Origin of the sequence: Kitasatospora sp. NPDC101176 (genome assembly GCF_044768035.1) — a bacterium.
GTDB lineage: Bacteria > Actinomycetota > Actinomycetes > Streptomycetales > Streptomycetaceae > Kitasatospora.
Genome location: NZ_JBIWPA010000036.1, coordinates 15,809 through 33,731 on the forward strand (window position 1 = coordinate 15,809; position 17,923 = coordinate 33,731).

The following is a 17,923-nucleotide window of genomic DNA, read 5'->3' on the forward strand; positions in this document are numbered from 1 at the left end:
CGACGGGGGTGGTCGGCTACTCCGGGACGACCGCCATGGCCTCGATCTCGATCAGCACCTCGGGCAGGAACAGCGCCGAGACCTGCATCGCGGAGGAGGCCGGCGGGAGCACGGCGCCGAGGTACTCGTCACGGGCCTCGCGGATGGCGGCGAGGTGGCCGATGTCGGTCATGAAGTAGGTGAACTTGACGACGTCGGAGAAGTCGGCCCCGGCGGCGGCCAGGCAGCGGCGCAGGTTCTCGAAGATCTGGCGTGCCTGCGCCTTGGGGTCGCCGGCGCCGACCAGGTTCCGGTGCTCGTCGAAGGCCACCTGGCCGGAGACCAGGACCAGCCGGCCGGTGCCGGTGACGACCTGGGTGTAGCCCGTCCCGGGGGCGACTCCGGGCGGCTCGACGATGTGGGTGAGGTGCGAGGTGGTCATGGCGACCATCCTCTCCGAGCGGGTGACCGGGCCGCACCCGGGTTTCGCGGTCCTGCGCGCGGTCCCTAGCGGACGACCTCGGGCAGCTCGCGCAGGAACGGCCGGTCGGAGCCGGGGAGTCGTGCGGCCGGGCCGCCGGCACGGAGCACCACGTCGAGGACGCCCTCCGGGTCGGCGGCGTAACCCCCGCTGGCCCAGGCCGCGTTGGCCTCGACCACGGCCCAGCGGCCGTCGTCCGTGAGCCCGACGTCCACCACCACGGCGCTCGGCAGCGCGGCGCCCGGCCCGGACGCCGCCAGGACCTCGGCGGTGAAGGCGAGGGCGTCGGCCGCCTCGGCGGCGTCCACCTCGGCATCGGCCGCCCCGCTGCCAGCCGCCCCGCTGCCGGCCGCCCCGCTGCCGGCCGCCCCGCTGCCGTTCGCCCGGCTGTCGTTCGTCGTGCCGAGCGGTGCGACGGACAGGTCGCCGTCCACCGCGTAGCGCGAGGCGGCTCGTACCGTGCCGTCCAGGACGAACAGCCGGTACTCGCTGCGGAACCGCACCACCTCGCTGACCAGGACCGGAGTGTCCCCGTCCAGCAGCTCGGGGCCCGGCAGCGCGCCGCCGTCCGGGTAGACCCGGGCGGCGAACAGCTTGTCCGCGGGCGGCTTGACGAATGCCCGGCGGCGCAGGCGCCGCGCCTCGGCCAGGGTGGTGCAGGCCACCTGCCGGCCGGTCAGGGCGTGCGGCAGACGGGCCAGCCAGTCCGCCGACGGCTCCAGGAGCGCCAGGTCGAGCGCGCGCCCGACCGCGTCCGCGAACAGCGGCCCGCCGTACACGTGCACGGCCGAGCCGAGCAGCTCCGGCGGCGCCTGCCAGGCCTGCGCGACGGCCGCGCGCAGGCCGCGGCGGCCGGCGGCGGTGCGCAGCTGGAGCCCCGTCTCGTTGATGCGCGGGGCGAGCAGGAGCACGGTGTCGGTGGCCATGGCGGCGATGCTGCCGTGCGCGTGGTGGTCGCCACCACCGGTTTTCCACCGGGATCCGGCGCAGGGTGGCTCTGGCCGAGGGGCGGGTGGGCGTGCCAGAGTCGTCCGGGCGTCGCCCGGGCACCCCGGGCGGCGCGGCAGTCCGACCCACCCTCAGCCGGAAGGCAGGCCCCGCCGATGACCAGCGCAGAGCCCCTCGTCCGCGTCACCACCGCCGACGCCGTCACCACGATCACCCTCGACTCGCCGCACAACCGCAACGCGCTCTCCACCCGCCTGATGGCCGAACTGCGCGCCGGACTGGCGGCCGCCGCGGCCGACCCGGAGGTCCGGGCCGTGGTGCTCGGCCACACCGGCAAGGTGTTCTGCGCGGGCGCGGACCTGTCCGAGGCGACCGGGGCGGACCCGACGGTCGGCCCGCGGGGCCTGGTCGAGCTGCAGCGGGCGATCGTCGACTGCACCAAGCCGGTGATCGCCGTCATCGACGGCCACGTCCGGGCGGGCGGTCTGGGTCTGGTCGGCGCGGCGGACCTCGCCGTCGCCGGGCCGACCGCGACCTTCGCGTTCACCGAAGTCCGGCTGGGCCTCGCGCCCGCCGTGATCTCGCTGCCGCTGCGCCCCAAGCTGGACCCGCGTGCCGCCTCCCGCTACTACCTCACCGGCGAGGTCTTCGACGCCGCCGAGGCCGCCCGGATCGGCCTGATCACCCGCGCCACCGAGTCCGCCGAGGACACCGGGGTCGCGCTGAAGGGCCTGCTGGACGCGCTGCGCCAGGGCTCCCCGCAGGGGCTGGCGGAGTCGAAGCGGCTGGCCAACGCCGAGGTGGTGCGTTCCTTCGAGCGGGACGCGGACGCCCTGGTGGAGCTGTCGGCGCGGCTGTTCGGCTCGGAGGAGGCGCAGGAGGGGATGCGGGCGTTCCTGGAGAAGCGGCCCGCGCGCTGGGTTCGCTGACGGGCGGGGCGGACGGCCTCCGGCCCGGCCCGGTGGCCCGTGGTCCGTGGTCCGTGGCCGGTGGCCGGAAGCGGCGGGTCGCCGGGCCGGGGGTCGGCCCCCGGCCCGGCGCCGGCCCGGGGAGCCGTCAGCTCCAGCCGATGGCCGCCGCGTCCCGCCACAGGCCGAGCAGCGTCTCGTCGCCGGAGAGCTCGACCTTCGCCACGGGCCCGGTCTCGGCCCAGGATCCGGCCCCGGCCCCGGTCACAGCCCCGGTCACGGCTCCGGTTCGGGCGGGACCGACCGGCAGCCGGTTCCACAGCAACAGGTACAGGTCGCGGGCGGGGCCGCTCAGGGTCAGGTCGGCCGGTTCGGGGGCGTCGCCCAGGGTGACGCCGAGCGGCTCCCGGGTGATCGTCAGGTGCCAGGAGCCGGGGCCGTCGGTCGCCCGGACCCGGATGGTGCGCGGCTGGTCGCTGCGCAGCTTGCTCCCGCTGCGGGCCATGAAGCCGCGGAGCAGCTCGTCGATGCCGTCGAGGGCGAAGGCGGCGTCCACCCGGGGCCCCTCGACGCCGGCCGCCGCATCGGCGTCGAAGCGGTGGACGGCGGTCTCGTGCGCCTGGCGCCGGGCCCAGAACGCCAGCGGGCTGGGGGCCGGCAGGAAGGCCCAGCAGTCGAGGTCGGCCGGGGCCCGGGTGAGCGCGTCGACCAGCGCCGCGTGGCCCTCGCGGAACCAGTCGACCAGGTCGGCGTCGGACGGTGCCGGGCCGATGGCGGCCCGTTCGCCCGCCTCGTCCAGCGGGGTGCGCAGGCCGCGGGACGGGTAGGCGGCGGCCCAGCGGTGGACGTGGCCGACGTGTCGCACCAGGTCGCCGAGGCGCCAGTCCGGGCAGGTGGGGACGGGCGCGGACGGGTCGGTCCGGGCGGCGGCGTCGCCGAGCAGGGTGCCCTCGCGGTGCAGCACGGACACGTGTTCGATGATCTCCATGGGGCGAGTGTTCCACCGGAGCCCGCCGTGGGCCGCGGATTTCGGACGGACCGTCGGCGCGGGTCGGCCCGGTCGGGTGCGCCGCAGGTCACGGCGGGCGCGGGGGCGGTGTGATGTTGGCCGCCCGGAGTCGGGGCGCACCCTACGGGCCGGTAACGTGATCGCATGCCGATAACCCGTTCGCTCCTCTCCGCCGTCCGGTCCGGCGGCCGCCGTGCCGCCGGCCGACTCGTCCACCGGGGCTGGCGCTGGGTGCAGCGGACCGGTGCGGTCACCAACCGGAGCCCCGGCCCGTACCGCTTCGGCGAGTTGGGGGACGGCACGACGCTGGCGTTCCCGCTCGGTGCGGTGTTCAACGAGCAGTGGATCACCATCGGCCCGTTCTCGATCATCGGCGAGCGGGTCACCATCAGCGCAGGCTTCCTGCCGGGCCTGGACCTCGGGCCCGAGCCGATCGTCCGGATCGGCGGCGGCTGCGTGATCGGCCGGGACAGCCACATCGTCGGCCACCAGTCGATCGTCCTCGGCGACGACGTCTGGACCGGTCCCGGTGTCTACATCTCCGACCAGGCGCACGAGTACCGGGCCACCGACCTGCCGATCGGCAAGCAGTGGCCGCGCAACGAGCCGGTGGAGATCGGCGCCGGGAGCTGGATCGGCACCGGCGCGGTGATCCTGCCGGGCGCCCGGATCGGCCGCAACGTGGTGGTCGCCGCGGGCGCCGTGGTGCGCGGTGACGTCCCCGACCACAGCGTGGTGGCCGGGGCCCCGGCCAAGGTGGTCCGGCGCTGGACCGCGGAGGACGGCTGGCAGCCGCCGCTGCGCCATGACGCGCCCCAGCCGGTGCCGGACGGCGTGACCGCCGAGCAGCTGCGCGCGCTGGTGGGCTGGGACCTGCGGCTGCCGGGGGAGCAGCCGTAGGGCCGGTGGTCCGGCCCGCCCGCTGTGTCCCGCGCGCCCGCAGTGCCCGGCCCGCGCGCCGTCTCCTGCGCGCCTGCTGTGTCCGGCCCGCCCGCGGTGCCCGGGCGGGTGTGGGGCCGACTGCGGGTGCCGGGGTCCGGCCGACTGTCGGTGTCGGGAGTCCGGCCGAGGCCCGGCCCGTCGTGCCCGGGCGGGCGGCCGACTACCCCGTGTGCGCCGCCCGTTCGGCGGTCCGGGCGGCGATGGCGGCGGTGATCCGCAGGACGTCGGCCGGGCGGGCGGGGTCGAGGCCGGTGAGGGCGGCGATCCGGCGCAGCCGGTAGTCGACGGTGTTCGGGTGCAGGTGCAGGGTGGTCGCGGTGTGCCGGCGGTTGAGTCCGCCCGCCAGGTGTGTGCGCAGCGTGGTGAGCAACTCGCCGCCGTCGGTGAGCGGTTCGAGCAGGGCGGCGAGCCGGGCGCGCGCCCGGCTGGGCCGGGTGAGCTGGTACTCGAGCAGGACGTCGTCGAGTCGGTGGAGCCCGGGCGGGCGGCCGAACGCGCGGGCGACGTCCAGGACTTCGTAGGCGAGGGCGGCTGCGTCGGGCACCTCGGCGGGCGCGGCGGCGGCCGCACCGGCCAGGACGGGTGCGCCCGCGGCCCTGGCCGCGGCGGCGACGGTGGCGGCGAGGTGCGGCCAGGGCTCGGCTTCGGGGGCCTGGCCGTCGTCGGTCGTTCTCCCGGCCGTCGGTGGGGCCTGGTCCGGGCCGATCGGGACGAGGACCAGGCCGCCCGAGGAGGTGAGCGCGGCCAGCGCCGACTGCCGGGTGTGGTGGCCGAGTTCGGCCGTGAGCCGGCGGAGTTTGCGGCGGGCGGCGACGGCCGGTTCGACGCCGGGGGTGTGCTCGTCGGGGTGGTCGGAGACGGAGAGGCAGAGGACGGCGTAGCGCGGGGGGAGGCGCAGTCCGGCCCGGGCGGCGGCCTCTTCGGCGGGGCTGCCGGCGAGCAGCGCCGTGAGCAGGGACTGTCGGGCCGCGCCGCGTGGGTCGCCGGCCGGCCGGTGTTCGTCGAGGTAGCCGGCGCCGGCCGCGGTGGTGGCCTGGCGGAGCTGGTCCAGAAGCAGCCGGTTGAGGACGAGCAGGTCGGCGGCGTCGTCGGCACGCGCGTGCCGGGTGGCGAACTCCCAGCAGACCTCCAGCCCGAGGTGGTGGGCGAGCAGGACGGCGTCCAGCGGCAGGCCCTCCTCGGCGCGCCGGGTGGCGGCCTCCCGGACGGCGGTGAACTCCTCGTCGGGGGCGGGTAGTCCGGTGCGGACGGCGTGGGCGAGGGCGCGGATCCGGCGCTCGGTGTCGCGGGTGAGTTCGCCGGTGAGCTGCTCCCGGGGCAGGCGGCGGTAGACGGGCACCCGGTCCAGCAGGGCGGCGACCACGGCCGCGGCCAACTCGCGTACTCCGCCGAGGAGCCGCTGGTCGGCCGGGCGGCCGCCGATCACCGGAATGCGCCAGCCGGGGGCCCGTCCGCCCGTCCGCCCCGTGGTCCCGGGGGCGGGCGAGGCTGCCGCCGCCGTTGCGGCTGCGGGTTCGGCCGCGGCTGCGGTTTCGGTCACGGTCTCGCCCGGGTGCGCGGTGCCGGCTGCGGAAACGGAGGCGGACGGGCCGGCGGGCGCGCGTTCGGGCGTGCGGGCGGCGGCGCGGTCAGGTGCGCGGTGGGGCGCGCAATCGGGTGCATTGTGACTGGTCACAGAGAACACCGTCCAGGTCTGGGGAACGCCCAAGGGCCGGGCCGGAGGGGCGACCGCATGATGGAGCCACTCGGGTTACCTGTTGGTAACAAACTTCCGCCGTGGAGGCAACAGTTGAGAACCCCACTTCTCCGCTTCTCCGCAACTCCCCTGCGCCGTAGGCTCGGCGGGGCCCTCGGCACGAGCCTGCTGGCGGGCGCGCTGCTGGTCGGCGCGTCGACGGCTCCGGCGATCGCGGCTCCGGCCGCCGTGGCGTCCCCCGGCGCCGCCGCGTCGGCCGCCGAACTGCCGCCGGACGGCGACTCGGTGGCCTCCCCGCCCGGTGCCAACGACTGGAACTGCCGGCCGGGCGCGGCCCACCCCGACCCGGTGGTCCTCGTGCACGGCACCTTCGCCAACCGCTACGAGAACTGGCTCGCGCTCTCCCCGCTGCTCAAGGGCCTCGGGTACTGCGTGTTCGCCCTCGACTACGGGACCGTCCCCGGTGTCACCTCCTCCGGCAGCGGTCTGCTGCTGCCGATCGGCGGCCTCGGCCCGGTGCCCGACTCGGCGGCCCAACTCGGCCGGTTCGTCGACCTGGTCCTGAAGGCGACGGGAGCGGGCAAGGTCGACATCGTCGGCCACTCGCAGGGCGGCATGCTGCCGAACTACTACCTGAAGTTCCTCGGCGGCGCCGCCAAGGTCGGGCGGATGGTCGGCCTGGCGCCGTCCAACCACGGCACCACGCTCGACGGGATCACCAAGCTCGCCCCGTACTTCCCGGGCGTCGCGGACCTGATCTACACCGTCTGCCAGTCCTGCCGCGACCAGGCGGTCGGCTCCGACTTCAACCGCGTGATGGCCTCCCGCCCGGACACCGTGCCCGGCGTGCGCTACACGGTCGTCTCGACCGTCTACGACGAGGTCGTCACCCCGTGGCGCACCCAGTTCCTGAACGGCCCGGCCGTGGACAACGAGGTGCTGCAGGACCACTGCCCGGTCACGCTGGCCGAGCACGTGGCGATCGCGTTCTCGCCGACGGCGCTGCACCTGGTGACCAACGCCCTCGACCCGGCGCACGCCACTCCGGTGTTCTGCGGCTGAGCGCCGCCGCCCGTCGGCGGGGCCCCGGCCGGGGAGTCCGTTCCCGGGCCGGGGCCCCGCCGGTGCGCCGTGGCCGGACGGGGCACGGGCCTGCCGATCAGCCGATCAGCCGCTGCCCGGCAGGTCGGCGGATCGGCAGGTCAGCAGGTCGGCGGGCGGACAGGTCAGCCGGTCAGCGGGACGCCCGGAAGGAGACCACCGCCGTGACACCGCCGTGCGGGACCCGCACCGCGTAGGCGCCGGGCCCGGCGAGCAGCGCACCGTCGAAACGGTCCAGCGCCACGTCGGCGGCACCCGTCGTCCCGTCCGCCGGCTCCGCGGCGTCGGCGGGGGCCGCGACCGCCGCCACGTCCGCGACCGCTGCGGAGCCGGCGAGGCAGACCACGAGCACGCTGTCGCCCTCCGGGACGTCCACCGCGCCCGGCGCGGTGAACAGGTCGACGCCCGCGCCGACCCGGCCGCGTCGGGTCATCACGTTGAAGTCGACCACCGGGCCGCCCAGGAGCCGGCAGTCCGTCTCGGCCTCACCCGGGAAGGCGAACGGGCGGAACGGCGCGTCGACGGCGTGCTCGGCGCCGTCGACGGTCAGCACCATGCCGGGGCCCTCGACGAGGGTGATCACCCGGTCGACGCCGGGGAACGGCGAGAAGGGCCCCGCCGAGGCGACGTCGGCGAGGCTGACCCGCCAGTCGAAGCCGTCCAACCCGGCCCCGGCCGGGTGTCCGGCGACCTCCCTGGTCACCCCGCCCCCGTTGAGCCACGCCGTGGCCGGGCGCTCGGCCGCCCGCAGTACCTGGATCCGTTCGCTGGTCGTCATGGCCCGCATCCTGCCAGCACCCGGCCGGGCCCGTCCCACCGGCGATCCCCGGGCCGGGAGGTCGCCGCGTCCGGCGGTGACCTGCGGGTCCGGCGGTGACCTCGTGGCCCGCGACCGACCCCGAGACCCGTCGGCCGTCCCGCCGGGGGATCGCCGGGGGATCGTCGGGGATCACCGGCGATCCCCCCCCCGGGCGGGTGTTCAGTGCCGGCGGACGGTCAGCGGCAGGAACGCCGCCGCGCCGGCCGCCACCGCGACGGTGGTCAGCGCCAGCGGCAGTCCGATCGCGTCGGCCAGGAAGCCGATCACCACCGGGCCGATCAGCATCCCGCCGTAGCCGAGGGTCGAGGCGAACGCGACGCCCTGCGGCCCGCCCGCGGCGCCGGCCCGGGCGATGGCGAGCGGAAAGAGGTTGGCCAGGCCGAGGCCGACCAGGACGAAGCCGCAGACGGCCAGCGGCACCACCGGGGCCAGCGCGGCGACCAGCATGCCGGCCGCCGCGGCCAGTCCGCCGAGCAGCATCAGCCGGGTCTGGCCGAGCCGGATGGACAGCCAGGTGCCGGCGACCCGCCCGCTGGTCATCGCGAACGCGTACGCGGCGTACCCGGCGGCGGCAGTACCGGGGCCGGCGTGGACGTCGTCGGTGAGGTGGAGCGTGGTCCAGTCGGCGACGGCGCCCTCGCCGTAGGCGGTGCACAGGGCGGTGAGGCCGAGCAGGAGGACGAGGAGCCGGACCTGCGGCGCGGCCCCTGTCGCCCGCGCGGTGGTCCCGGCCGCCCCGGTGCCCGGGGTTCCGTCCGCGGCTGCCCCGGCGACACCGGCGTCTCCTGCGGCCCCGGTGCCCGCGGTGTCGCCCCCGGCCTCCGCCGCGGCGGACCCGCCGGCCCGCACGGGCGCGACCATCGGCGCGGCCGGGCTGCGCAGCAGGACCACGCCCGCGGCGGCGGTGACGGCGAGACCGAGCAGGCCGCCCAGGGCCAGTGCCCAGGAGGCGCTCAACGGCCCGGCGAGCAGTCCGCCGACGCCCGCGCCGATCAGGCCGCCGAGGCTGTAGCCGGCGTGGAAGCTGGGCATGACGGGCCGTCGCAGCTGGGCCACCAGGTCGACGGCTGCGCTGTTCATGGCGACGTTGGCGCCGCCGTACCCGGCGCCGAAGAGCAGCAGGACGCCGCCGAGCGCGGTGACGGAGTGGGTGTGGGCGGGCAGCGGTACGGCGAGGCTGAGCAGGGCGAGCGAGGCCACGGTCACCGGGCGCGAGCCGTACCGGAGGCAGAGCCGACCGACCACCGGCATGGTGAGGACGGCGCCGACGGACAGGCAGAGCAGGGCCATGCCGAGGGCGCTGTGCGAGGCGTTCACCTGGCTGCGGACGTCCGGGATGCGCACGACCCAGGCGGCGAACAGGAATCCGTCGACGGCGAAGAAGGCGGTCAGCGCGAGACGTGCTGGGCCCCAGGGGCTGTCCGTTCCGGGGGGAGTGCTGCGAGACTGGGAGGAGGCCTGGTCGGGTCGGGAGTGTGAACGGATTTTGTTTCGAAGCGGCACAAAGTCACAATAGGGGCGTGCAGCTCTCACCTTCAAGCCCGCGACCAGGCGCCGGGGTCGACTCCGACGCGCAGCGCGACGCCCACCGCCGCGCGGCCCCCGACCGCGGCCGGACGCTGCTCGGCCCCGCGCTCGCGCTCATCCACACCGGCCAGACGCCCACCCGCTCGGCGCTGACCCGTGCGCTGGACGTCACCCGGGCCACCGCCGGCGCCGTCACGGCCGAACTCGAGGCGCTCGGCCTGATCACCGTCGACTCGCGCCCCGCCGGCGGCGGCCGCGGCCGCCCTTCGCACCGGCTGGCGATCGACCCGCAGGGGCCGGTCGTGGTCGCCGGGCAGATCCACGCCGACGGGCTGAGCGTCACCCTGGCCGGCCTCGGCGGCCTGCTGGACCCGCCCGTCCACCTGCCGCTGCCCGCCGCCACCGACCCGGTCCGGATGCTGCGCGCCGTCGCCGAGGCCGGTGCCGAGCTGGCCCGCGCGACGAGCCGGCGCTGCCTCGGCGCCGCGCTCGCGCTGCCCAACCCCGTCACCGAGCCGGACGGCACCGCGCTGGCCGCCCTGCACTTCGCCTGGCCCAGCGGCACCCCGGTCGCGGACCTCTACGACGTCGAGGTCGGGCGCGCCGACCACGGCCCGAACGCACTGCGGCCGCTGCCCACCGTGATCGCCAACGACGCCAACCTCGCCGCGCTCGCCGAGTACCGCCACGGCGCCGGGCGCGGCGCCCGCCACCTGCTGCTGGTCACCTCCGGCCACCGCGGCGTCGGCGGCGCGCTGGTGATCGACGGCCACCTGCACACCGGGAGCGCCGGGCTGGCGCTCGAGGTCGGCCACCTGACCGTCGACCCGCAGGGCCGCCCGTGCCAGTGCGGCAACCGCGGGTGCCTCAACTCCGAGACCGACCCGGACGCGCTGTTCGCCGCCGCCGGCCTCAGCCCCGAACCGGGCCGCCCGCTGCTCGACCAGGCGCGCGAGCTGTGCCGGGCCGCGGCCACCGACGAGCGGGCGCGGGCGGCGGTGGAGCACGTCATCGACCGGCTCGGCCTCGGGCTGGCCGGCGTCGCCAACATCCTCAACCCCGACCGGGTCGTGCTCAGCGGGCTCCACCTCGACCTGCTGGAGGCCGCGCCCGAGCGGCTGCGCGCCGTGGTCGCCGAACGGTGCCTGTGGGGGCGCAGCGGGCGGGTGCCGATCGTCGGCGCGGAGCTTGCGCACGGTGCGCTCGCCGGCGCCGCCGAACTGGGCTGGGGGCCGTACTTGGCGGATCCGCAGTCGGTGCCGACGGGCTGACACCGGTGCCGGCGGGCTGCGGGGGCGGACCGGGAGGGCAGCCCGGGCTCCTCGACGGGGAGCGCGGGCGGGATAAGCGGAAGCTGGGTCTTCGGAAATTGTCACTTATCGTGACTCTCATACACTTGTAGTGAGCACCGGGGGGGCGCAACGAGTGGAGAGACCATGAGCAGCCAGTCCGGCGGCGTCCGCAGTCAGAGCGGCGCGAGCGCGATCGAGCCCACGATCGACATCGACCGCACCGACCCGCAGTACCGCGCCTGGCTCAAGGAGGCGGTGCGCAAGGTCCAGGCCGACGCCAACCGCTCCGCCGACACCCACCTGCTGCGCTTCCCGCTGCCCACCGAGTGGGGGATCGACCTCTACCTCAAGGACGAGTCCACCCACCCGACCGGCTCCCTCAAGCACCGCCTCGCCCGCTCGCTCTTCCTCTACGGGCTCTGCAACGGCTGGATCCGCCCCGGGAAGCCGGTGATCGAGGCCTCAAGCGGATCCACCGCCGTCTCCGAGGCGTACTTCGCCCAGCTCGTCGGGGTGCCGTTCATCGCCGTCATGGCCAAGAGCACCAGCCAGGCCAAGATCGACCTGATCGAGTTCCACGGGGGCGAGTGCCACCTGGTCGAGCGGCCGGACGAGGTCTACGCGGCGTCCGCGCGGCTCGCCGAGGAGACCGGCGGGCACTACATGGACCAGTTCACCTACGCCGAGCGGGCCACCGACTGGCGCGGCAACAACAACATCGCCGAGTCGGTCTTCGCCCAGCTGCGCCTGGAGCCGCACCCGGAGCCGGCCTGGATCGTCGCCACCGCCGGGACGGGCGGCACCTCGGCGACCATCGCCCGGTACGTGCACTACATGCAGTACGACACCCGGATCTGCGTCGCGGACCCGGAGAACTCCTGCTTCTTCGAGGGCTGGGTGCACCACGACCCGGAGGCCGTCTGCGACCGCGGGTCGCGGATCGAGGGCATCGGGCGGCCGCGGATGGAGCCGAGCTTCGTCCCGGGGGCCGTGGACCGGATGATGAAGGTGCCGGACGCCGCCTCGATCGCCGCCGTGCGGCTGCTGGAGCAGGTGCTGGGGAAGAAGGCGGGGGCGTCCACCGGGACGGGCCTGTGGAGCGCGCTGAAGATCGTCGCCGAGATGCGGACCTCGGGGCGGCGCGGCAGCGTGGTGGGCCTGATCTGCGACCCGGGCGACCGCTACCTGGACAAGTACTACTCGGACGACTGGCTGGCGGGTGAGCGGATCGACATCGCGCCGTACCGGGCCGCACTGGAGTCCTTCCTCGCCGGCGGGGCCTGGACGGGCTGATGCCGCGGGCGCGGTGGCGGATCGTCAGGCGCCGTGCCGGGCGGCCGGGTCGGGGCGGTCGGTGAGCGGCGGCCCGGCCCGGCGGGGCGGCGTGCGCCCGCCGGCCGTGCCGGCGCCGCCCGGGCGGGGGTCGACACCGCGCCCTTTCGGCGCTCTGTTGCCTAGCGATGCTAGTATCGGTCCATGTCGATTCACCAGCGCCGCGAGCGCGAACGCGCCGAGCGGCACCAACTGATCATCAGCAGCGCGCGGGAGCTTGCCGAGGCCGAGGGCTGGGAGGCGGTGACGACCCGCCGGCTGGCGGAGCGGATCGAGTACAGCCAGCCGGTGCTGTACAGCCACTTCGCGGGCAAGACGGAGATCGTCGCGGCCGTCGCACTGGAGGGGTTCGCGGAACTCGCCGCAGCGTTGCGGGCCGTGGTGCGCGAGGCCGACGGGCCGGCGGCGGCCTTCGCGGCGGCGGCGCACGAGTACCTCGCCTTCGGCCTCGCCAACCCGGCGCTCTACGACGCGATGTTCACCCTCGCCACCGACCTGCCGTTCGGGCGGCCCGACTCGCCGGAGCCGTTGAAGGAGGCCTTCGCCGCGCTCGCGGGCACCTTCGCCGAGGTGGCGGGGGAGCGGGACCCGGAGGTGTTCACCGAGGTGGGCTGGGCGTCACTGCACGGGCTCGTGACGCTGGTGCGCGGCGGACGGCTGCGGCCCGGGTTGGAGCGGACGCGGGTGGACCTCCTGGTCGAGCGGCTGCTCGGCTGAGGCCTCCTTCCGGCCCCGGCCCCGACCCCGGCCGCCGGACCCCCCGTCACCCTGCCCCCGTCACCCGGCCGCGCTCAGGGCAGCCGGGTGCCCGGCAGGTCCGCCGGGACGAGGAGCTGGAGCTCCTCCGTCGACGGGTCGGTCAGGTGGGCCACCCGGACGGCGTGCCGCTCGACCATGGTCTCGAAGACCTGCCGGGCGGTGCGCCCGTTGCCGAAGTTGGGCCCGCGCTCCAGCCGGGCGAAGTGGTCCAGCAGTGCGCCCTCGGCCTCCTCGGCGAGCTCGTACTCGTGCTCGGCGCACTGGGCCCGGGCGATGTCCAGCAGCTCGTCCGCCGTGTAGTCGGGAAACGTGACGGTGCGTGAGAAACGCGACGAGACACCGGGGTTGGCGGAGAGGAAGCGCTCCATCTCGGCGGTGTAGCCGGCCACGATGACGACCACCTCGTCCCGGTGGTCCTCCATCAGCTTGACCAGGGTGTCGATGGCCTCCCGCCCGAAGTCCCGCGCGCCGTCCTCGGGGGCGAGCGCGTACGCCTCGTCGATGAAGAGCACCCCGCCGCGCGCGCGGTCGAAGGCGGCGGCGGTGCGGATCGCGGTGGAGCCGATGTGCTCGCCGACCAGGTCGACCCGGGCGACCTCGACCAGGTGCCCGCGCTGGAGGACCCCGAGCGCGGCCAGGATCTCGCCGTACAGCCGGGCGACGGTGGTCTTGCCGGTGCCGGGGGCGCCGGTGAAGACGAGGTGCCGGCGCAGCGAGGGCGCCTTGAGTCCGGCCAGCCGGCGGCGCTTGCCGACCGAGATGAGGTCGATCAGCGTGCGCACCTCCTGCTTGACGGTGGCCAGCCCGACCAGCGAGTCGAGTTCGGCGAGCGCCTCGTCGGCGGGCCGGCAGTCGGGGATCGGGGAGATCGCCGCGGGCGCCGCGGGTGCCGCGGCGGCGACGGCGGACGGGATCGCGGGCGCGGGGAGCCGGGCGGTGCGCGGCGCCGGTACCTCGGCCGCGCCGAGGCCCGGCCCGACGTCGTCGGAGGTGCAGCCCTCCGCGACCGGCCCGGGTTCGGAGAACTCGAAGCCGGCCCGTTCGTTCTGCTCGGCCCGGCAGCGGGTGAGCCGGGTGCGGCAGCCGTCGATGATGTGGAAGCCGAAGCCCTTGCCGTGCGAGACCCGGCAGTCCTCGAAGGTGCCCCGTCCCTGCGCCGAGACGTAGACCCCGGCGTCGGTGCTGGCCCGGACGGTGCAGTCGCGCAGCACCGGGTCGGCGCCCTTGGTGACGATCACGCCGGTGGCGACGTCGGAGATCTCGCAGTCGGTGAGCAGCCCACCGCTGCCGTGGTCACGGAACCACAGGCCGGTGCCGGCCTCCTGGACCCGGCAGCCGGTGAGGGTCACGGCCGCGCCGCCGCTGACCGAGACCGCGGAGCTGCGGATGCGGCTGAAGGAGCAGTCCTCGGCGGTGGCGGCGGAGTCGCGGTCGAGGACGAAGAGGGCGTCCGGGAGGTCGTGCAGCGAGCAGTCGGTGAGGGTGAGCCGGGCGCCGTCGCTGACCCACAGGGCCGGGTACTCGCCGTTGGAGCCGTGGATCTGGCAGGACTCGGCGACGGCCTCGGTGCCCTGGTCCCACACCGAGAGCGCTCCGCGTCCGAAGTCTCGGACGGTGGTGTGGGTGAGGGTGAGGCGCGAACGGCCGCGCAGGTCGGCGCCGTTCTCCGGCAGGTCGTGCACCCGGCAGCCGGTGAGGACGAGTTCGGCCTCCCCGTCCAGGGTCAGGCCGTTCCCGGTGACCCGGTGGATCTCGCAGTCGACGAGCCGGCCGCCGGCCTGCGCGTCGGCCTGGACCCCGCTGCCGCGGATCTCGTAGATCTCGCAGCCCGTCAGTTCGGCGGCGCTGCCCGGGTCGGAGAGCAGGACGCCGGCGCCGGAGGCGTGGTGGACCTTGCAGCGTTCGAGGGCCGCGGTGGCACCGCCGAGGACGGCGAGTCCGGCTTGGCCGGCGGCGGCGACCTCGCAGTCCTCGAAGGCGGCGGCGGTGCCGGCGCCGCGCAGCCGCAGGCCGAGGCCGGCGGGGTTGGTGACGACGCAGCCGCGCAGCGTGGGCCGGGCGCCGTCGGCGACCTCGAGGCCGGTGGCCGATCGGGTCTCGATCCGGCAGCCGGAGAACGCGGGCGCGGCCTGCGGCCCGGTGACCAGGACGGCGGGGGTGGAGCCGTCACCGCCCTCGACGACGAGGTCGCGGACGGTGGCGGCGGCGGTGACGGTCAGCGCCACCCCGGAGGGCGGGTCGATCCGCACGGTGCCCGGGCCCTGGGCCGGGACGATCGTCACCGCCTTGTCGAGCAGCAGGTTCTCCCGGAACGTGCCCGGCCGGACGGTCACGGTGTCGCCGGGTTCGGCGGCCGCCAGGGCCTCGGTGAGCGTGTCGTACTCGCCCGCGCGGCGACGCCAGCGGGATGCGCTGTCCTGGGTGACCCGGACCCTGTGCTCTGCCATGACGGTCTGTCGTCCCCACCTTCGTCGAGCCGGCGTGCCACGGGCCGGGCACGGGGTGCGCGGGCCGTCCGCCCACCGTAGCGCGCCCGTCCGGGTGGTCCGGCCGCCCGTGGAGGCGGGGGCACCGGGGGTGCGCGCCGTTGCCACACGTTCCGACCACATGTTTCAACGAGCGCGCACAGCCGGGGTTCCGGAGCCGGCGCCGGAGCCGATCACGGCGGCGGCCGGAGCCGGAGCGGGCGACGCCGGCGGTGACGGCGGTGACGGAACGGACGTGGCGGAACACGTGACGGAGCCGGTGGGGGAGGACGGGACGGCGGGGGCCGGGCCCGCCCCCGCGACGGAGCCGGCCCCGGAGCACGTGACGGAGCCGGAGCCCGGGGCGCGGTGGGAGCCGTCAGCCGGTCACCCCCGCGCGTCGGCCGGCCAGTGCGCCCCGTCCTCCAGCACCTCGACGTCGTCGCCGACGCGCAGCGTGCCGAGCACGTCGCCGGTCACGCCGGCCGGCCGCTCGGGGATCAGGTTCTGCCCGAACGCGGCGGACCTCAGCAGGCGGTGGTGCCGGGCCAGGGTGCGCAGCGGTTCGGGGCCGCGCCGCTCCCCGCTCTCCTGGTCGGTGGTGGTGATGACGCAGCGGCCGCACGGCTTGACCACCCGGAAGGTCAGGTCGCCGATCCGGATCCGGCGCCAGCCGTCCTCCGCCCAGGGTTCGGCGCCGCCGATCACGACGTTGGGGCGGAAGCGCTCCATCGGCAGGTTCTCGTGGCCGTCGGGGTGCTCGGCGGCGATCAGCGCGTTGAGGCGGTCCAGCGAGGCGGTGGTGGTGAGCAGCAGCGGGAAGCCGTCGGCCATCGAGACGGTGGTGCCGGGCTCGGAGTAGTCGGGGTCGACGGGCCGGGCGCGGGGGTCGTCCAGGTGCACCAGCCGGTAGTCGCCGAGGTGTTCGGCGATCCACCGGTGCGCGTCCTTGGCGGCCTCGGCGGCGTGGAAGCGGGTGCCCCACACCTCGACCTCGGCGAGCGGGTCGCCGGCCGCGACGGCGGGGGCGGGGACCTCGGTCCGGGAGCCGTCGGGGGCGGTGAGGGCGAGCGCGCCGTCGGGGAGCAGGTCGGCCTGCATCTGGCCGAGTGCGGTGTTCTCGCGCTGGCTGACGAACCGTCCGGTGGCGTCGGCGAGCATCCAACGGCGGTCTCCGGCCAGGCCCCAGGGTTCGACCTGGGCGGTGGCCGGGCTCAGGCGGTACATGGACTTGACGGGGTAGACGTGGAGTCCGGTGAGCTGCATCCCCCCATCCTGCCAGCCGGTCGCGGGGATCCTCCGGGCGCCCTGGGTGCGGGGAGCGCGGCCGTCCGGCGTGGCTGCGCAGCTGCTCCGGGCGGGGCCCGGGCCCGTCGTGCCGTGACGGTGCCGGCGAGGGGCGGTCGGACGGCTCCGGGCCCGTACGCGCACGGACCGCCCGGGACGCCGTGGGGGCGTTCCGGGCGGTCCGTGGATGACCCGTTCTCCGTGGGCCCGGCGCGGGATCGCGCCGGGTGGTGCTCAGATGGTGCGGGTGGGGGCCGGGTGGGGACGGCCCCGGGGTGTCAGTGGCTCAGTAGCCCTGGCCCTGCTGGTAGCTGCCGGGCTGGAACTGGCCCTGGCCGGGGTCGCCGTAGGGGCCCGGCCGCTGCGGCTGCATCGGGCGGACGGGTGCGACCGGCGCCATGGCGGGGCGCAGCTGGCCGCCGCCGAAGCCCTGGTCGCCGCCCTGACCCGGGAAGCCGGGGCCGGCCGGGTTCGGGCCGGTGAAGGACTGCTGGCCGCCGAAGCTCTGCGGACCGCCCTGCGGCTGGCCGCCGGGGTGGCCGGGCCCGAACGCGCCCGGGCCGCCGATCGGCTGCGCGCCGAAGGACTGCTGGCCGCCCTGGCCACCGATGAAGGTGTTCTGGCCGCCGAAGCTCTGGCCGCCGGTCGGCTGGTAGCCGCCGCTGGCGGTCTGGGCGAAGGACGGCGCGGCGGGCTGCGGTCGCTGGTACGGCTGGGGGGCGCCGTAACCGGGGACGGGCGGCTGCGGCGCGGAGGCGTACGCCGGCGCGGGCTGCGCGGGGATGTACGCCGTGGCGGGGCCGGCGGAGGGGCCGATGCTCGGGCCGGGGCCCAGGGCGAGGCGGGCGGGCGGCAGCGCGGGGAGGTTGCTGCCGGCACTCTCGTACCCGTTGCCGTACCGGTTCTCGTAGGAGGGGGCGAGGCCCGCTCCGTAACCGGACGACAGCGCCGGCGGCAGGGCTGCCGGCACGTTGATGGGCGCGATCTGGGGGACGCCGCGCTCAGCCACGAGGCTGTCGTAAATCGGCGTGCCGGAGGAGAAGGACGGAGAGGGGTAGCCGACTCCGTCGTAGGAGCGGGGCGAGGTCATGGGGCATACGGTAAGCCCACAATGCGCCTGCTGAGGAGAGCGGGAGGGGGAGCAGTTCGAGTGTTTACACAGTCTTCGCTCGCACAAAGGTTTCGAAAGTAGGAAGAACGGACATACCGGCGTTCAGTTCCGGACAACCTTCGCGCGCCGTCGGTGATCGAACGGCGACCGCACGGAGGAGCCGGGAAACCTTGCGGTGACTGGGCGGTGGCCGCTTCCGGGCCCGCCGGAGAAACTTTCGGCGACAGGGCGTGCGCGGGCGCATTCGAGCCCCCGCCGACGGTCGG

At 76.0% G+C, this 17,923-nt stretch carries 15 protein-coding genes; 6 read left to right on the top strand and 9 right to left on the bottom strand.

Features of this window, described 5'->3' with window-relative positions; genetic code table 11:
• Window positions 1–16 precede the first annotated feature (16 nt).
• Both ACIRS1_RS33030 and ACIRS1_RS33035 read right to left on the bottom strand, forming a co-directional pair.
• Window positions 17–421, bottom strand: coding sequence for a RidA family protein (locus ACIRS1_RS33030; protein WP_387907150.1), 405 nt, complete (start codon window positions 419–421; stop codon window positions 17–19).
• A 65-nt stretch (window positions 422–486) separates the two neighbouring features.
• Window positions 487–1,386: an ATP-grasp domain-containing protein gene (locus ACIRS1_RS33035; RefSeq protein WP_402845811.1), complete on the bottom strand. Its 900-nt coding sequence runs from the start codon at window positions 1,384–1,386 to the stop codon at window positions 487–489.
• 177 nt (window positions 1,387–1,563) lie between these two features.
• Here ACIRS1_RS33035 and ACIRS1_RS33040 point away from each other — a divergent pair, with 177 nt between their 5' ends.
• A complete protein-coding gene (locus tag ACIRS1_RS33040; protein WP_402845813.1) occupies window positions 1,564–2,337 on the top strand; it encodes an enoyl-CoA hydratase family protein in 774 nt (257 codons plus the stop codon).
• Window positions 2,338–2,464: 127 nt separating this feature from the next.
• Here ACIRS1_RS33040 and ACIRS1_RS33045 read toward each other — a convergent pair whose 3' ends face one another.
• A complete protein-coding gene (locus tag ACIRS1_RS33045) occupies window positions 2,465–3,304 on the bottom strand; it encodes a maleylpyruvate isomerase family mycothiol-dependent enzyme (RefSeq protein ID WP_402845815.1) in 840 nt (279 codons plus the stop codon).
• A 165-nt stretch (window positions 3,305–3,469) separates the two neighbouring features.
• Between ACIRS1_RS33045 and ACIRS1_RS33050 the strand changes: the two genes are divergently transcribed.
• Window positions 3,470–4,225, top strand: a complete 756-nt coding sequence (locus ACIRS1_RS33050) for a DapH/DapD/GlmU-related protein (protein WP_360221586.1) — start codon at window positions 3,470–3,472, stop codon at window positions 4,223–4,225.
• 202 nt (window positions 4,226–4,427) lie between these two features.
• Here ACIRS1_RS33050 and ACIRS1_RS33055 read toward each other — a convergent pair whose 3' ends face one another.
• Window positions 4,428–5,807: a PucR family transcriptional regulator gene (locus ACIRS1_RS33055; RefSeq protein WP_402845817.1), complete on the bottom strand. Its 1,380-nt coding sequence runs from the start codon at window positions 5,805–5,807 to the stop codon at window positions 4,428–4,430.
• 249 nt (window positions 5,808–6,056) lie between these two features.
• On the opposite strand from ACIRS1_RS33055, the gene ACIRS1_RS33060 reads away from it, so the two are divergent.
• Window positions 6,057–7,025 carry an esterase/lipase family protein gene (locus tag ACIRS1_RS33060; protein WP_402845819.1) on the top strand — a complete coding sequence of 323 codons (969 nt, stop codon included), beginning with the start codon at window positions 6,057–6,059 and terminating at the stop codon, window positions 7,023–7,025.
• A gap of 172 nt (window positions 7,026–7,197) precedes the next feature.
• On the opposite strand, the gene ACIRS1_RS33065 is transcribed toward ACIRS1_RS33060, so the two are convergent.
• Both ACIRS1_RS33065 and ACIRS1_RS33070 read right to left on the bottom strand, forming a co-directional pair.
• A complete protein-coding gene (locus tag ACIRS1_RS33065; protein ID WP_402845821.1) occupies window positions 7,198–7,842 on the bottom strand; it encodes a HutD family protein in 645 nt (214 codons plus the stop codon).
• A 201-nt stretch (window positions 7,843–8,043) separates the two neighbouring features.
• On the bottom strand, window positions 8,044–9,387 hold the full coding sequence (locus ACIRS1_RS33070; protein WP_402845823.1) for an MFS transporter: 1,344 nt from the start codon (window positions 9,385–9,387) through the stop codon (window positions 8,044–8,046).
• 17 nt (window positions 9,388–9,404) lie between these two features.
• On the opposite strand from ACIRS1_RS33070, the gene ACIRS1_RS33075 reads away from it, so the two are divergent.
• The 3 genes from ACIRS1_RS33075 to ACIRS1_RS33085 all read left to right on the top strand — a co-directional run bounded on the left by ACIRS1_RS33075 (window position 9,405) and on the right by ACIRS1_RS33085 (window position 12,752).
• The gene (locus ACIRS1_RS33075) at window positions 9,405–10,682 is read left to right on the top strand and encodes an ROK family protein (RefSeq protein ID WP_402845825.1); all 1,278 of its coding nucleotides are present in this window, start codon (window positions 9,405–9,407) and stop codon (window positions 10,680–10,682) included.
• 165 nt (window positions 10,683–10,847) lie between these two features.
• The gene (locus tag ACIRS1_RS33080) at window positions 10,848–11,996 is read left to right on the top strand and encodes a PLP-dependent cysteine synthase family protein (RefSeq protein ID WP_402845827.1); all 1,149 of its coding nucleotides are present in this window, start codon (window positions 10,848–10,850) and stop codon (window positions 11,994–11,996) included.
• A gap of 183 nt (window positions 11,997–12,179) precedes the next feature.
• Entirely contained in the window at window positions 12,180–12,752 is a 573-nt protein-coding gene (locus ACIRS1_RS33085; RefSeq protein WP_402845829.1) for a TetR/AcrR family transcriptional regulator, read from the top strand.
• A 74-nt stretch (window positions 12,753–12,826) separates the two neighbouring features.
• Here ACIRS1_RS33085 and ACIRS1_RS33090 read toward each other — a convergent pair whose 3' ends face one another.
• From ACIRS1_RS33090 to ACIRS1_RS33100, 3 genes are all read right to left on the bottom strand, one after another.
• Window positions 12,827–15,241, bottom strand: coding sequence for a right-handed parallel beta-helix repeat-containing protein (locus ACIRS1_RS33090; RefSeq protein WP_402845831.1), 2,415 nt, complete (start codon window positions 15,239–15,241; stop codon window positions 12,827–12,829).
• Window positions 15,242–15,646: 405 nt separating this feature from the next.
• Window positions 15,647–16,525 (bottom strand): MOSC domain-containing protein, encoded by an 879-nt coding sequence (locus ACIRS1_RS33095; RefSeq protein ID WP_402845833.1) that lies wholly within the window; start codon window positions 16,523–16,525, stop codon window positions 15,647–15,649.
• A 307-nt stretch (window positions 16,526–16,832) separates the two neighbouring features.
• The gene (locus ACIRS1_RS33100; protein WP_402845835.1) at window positions 16,833–17,636 is read right to left on the bottom strand and encodes a DUF6643 family protein; all 804 of its coding nucleotides are present in this window, start codon (window positions 17,634–17,636) and stop codon (window positions 16,833–16,835) included.
• Window positions 17,637–17,923: the final 287 nt, after the last annotated feature.

Coding starts and splice junctions, on each gene's coding strand:
- ACIRS1_RS33045 (WP_402845815.1), bottom strand. CDS start 3,304: ATGGAGATCATCGAACACGTGTCCGTGCTGCACCGCGAGGGCACCCTG.
- ACIRS1_RS33065 (WP_402845821.1), bottom strand. CDS start 7,842: ATGACGACCAGCGAACGGATCCAGGTACTGCGGGCGGCCGAGCGCCCG.
- ACIRS1_RS33090 (WP_402845831.1), bottom strand. CDS start 15,241: ATGGCAGAGCACAGGGTCCGGGTCACCCAGGACAGCGCATCCCGCTGG.
- ACIRS1_RS33080 (WP_402845827.1), top strand. CDS start 10,848: ATGAGCAGCCAGTCCGGCGGCGTCCGCAGTCAGAGCGGCGCGAGCGCG.
- ACIRS1_RS33100 (WP_402845835.1), bottom strand. CDS start 17,636: ATGACCTCGCCCCGCTCCTACGACGGAGTCGGCTACCCCTCTCCGTCC.
- ACIRS1_RS33035 (WP_402845811.1), bottom strand. CDS start 1,386: ATGGCCACCGACACCGTGCTCCTGCTCGCCCCGCGCATCAACGAGACG.
- ACIRS1_RS33040 (WP_402845813.1), top strand. CDS start 1,564: ATGACCAGCGCAGAGCCCCTCGTCCGCGTCACCACCGCCGACGCCGTC.
- ACIRS1_RS33030 (WP_387907150.1), bottom strand. CDS start 421: ATGACCACCTCGCACCTCACCCACATCGTCGAGCCGCCCGGAGTCGCC.
- ACIRS1_RS33050 (WP_360221586.1), top strand. CDS start 3,470: ATGCCGATAACCCGTTCGCTCCTCTCCGCCGTCCGGTCCGGCGGCCGC.
- ACIRS1_RS33085 (WP_402845829.1), top strand. CDS start 12,180: ATGTCGATTCACCAGCGCCGCGAGCGCGAACGCGCCGAGCGGCACCAA.
- ACIRS1_RS33095 (WP_402845833.1), bottom strand. CDS start 16,525: ATGCAGCTCACCGGACTCCACGTCTACCCCGTCAAGTCCATGTACCGC.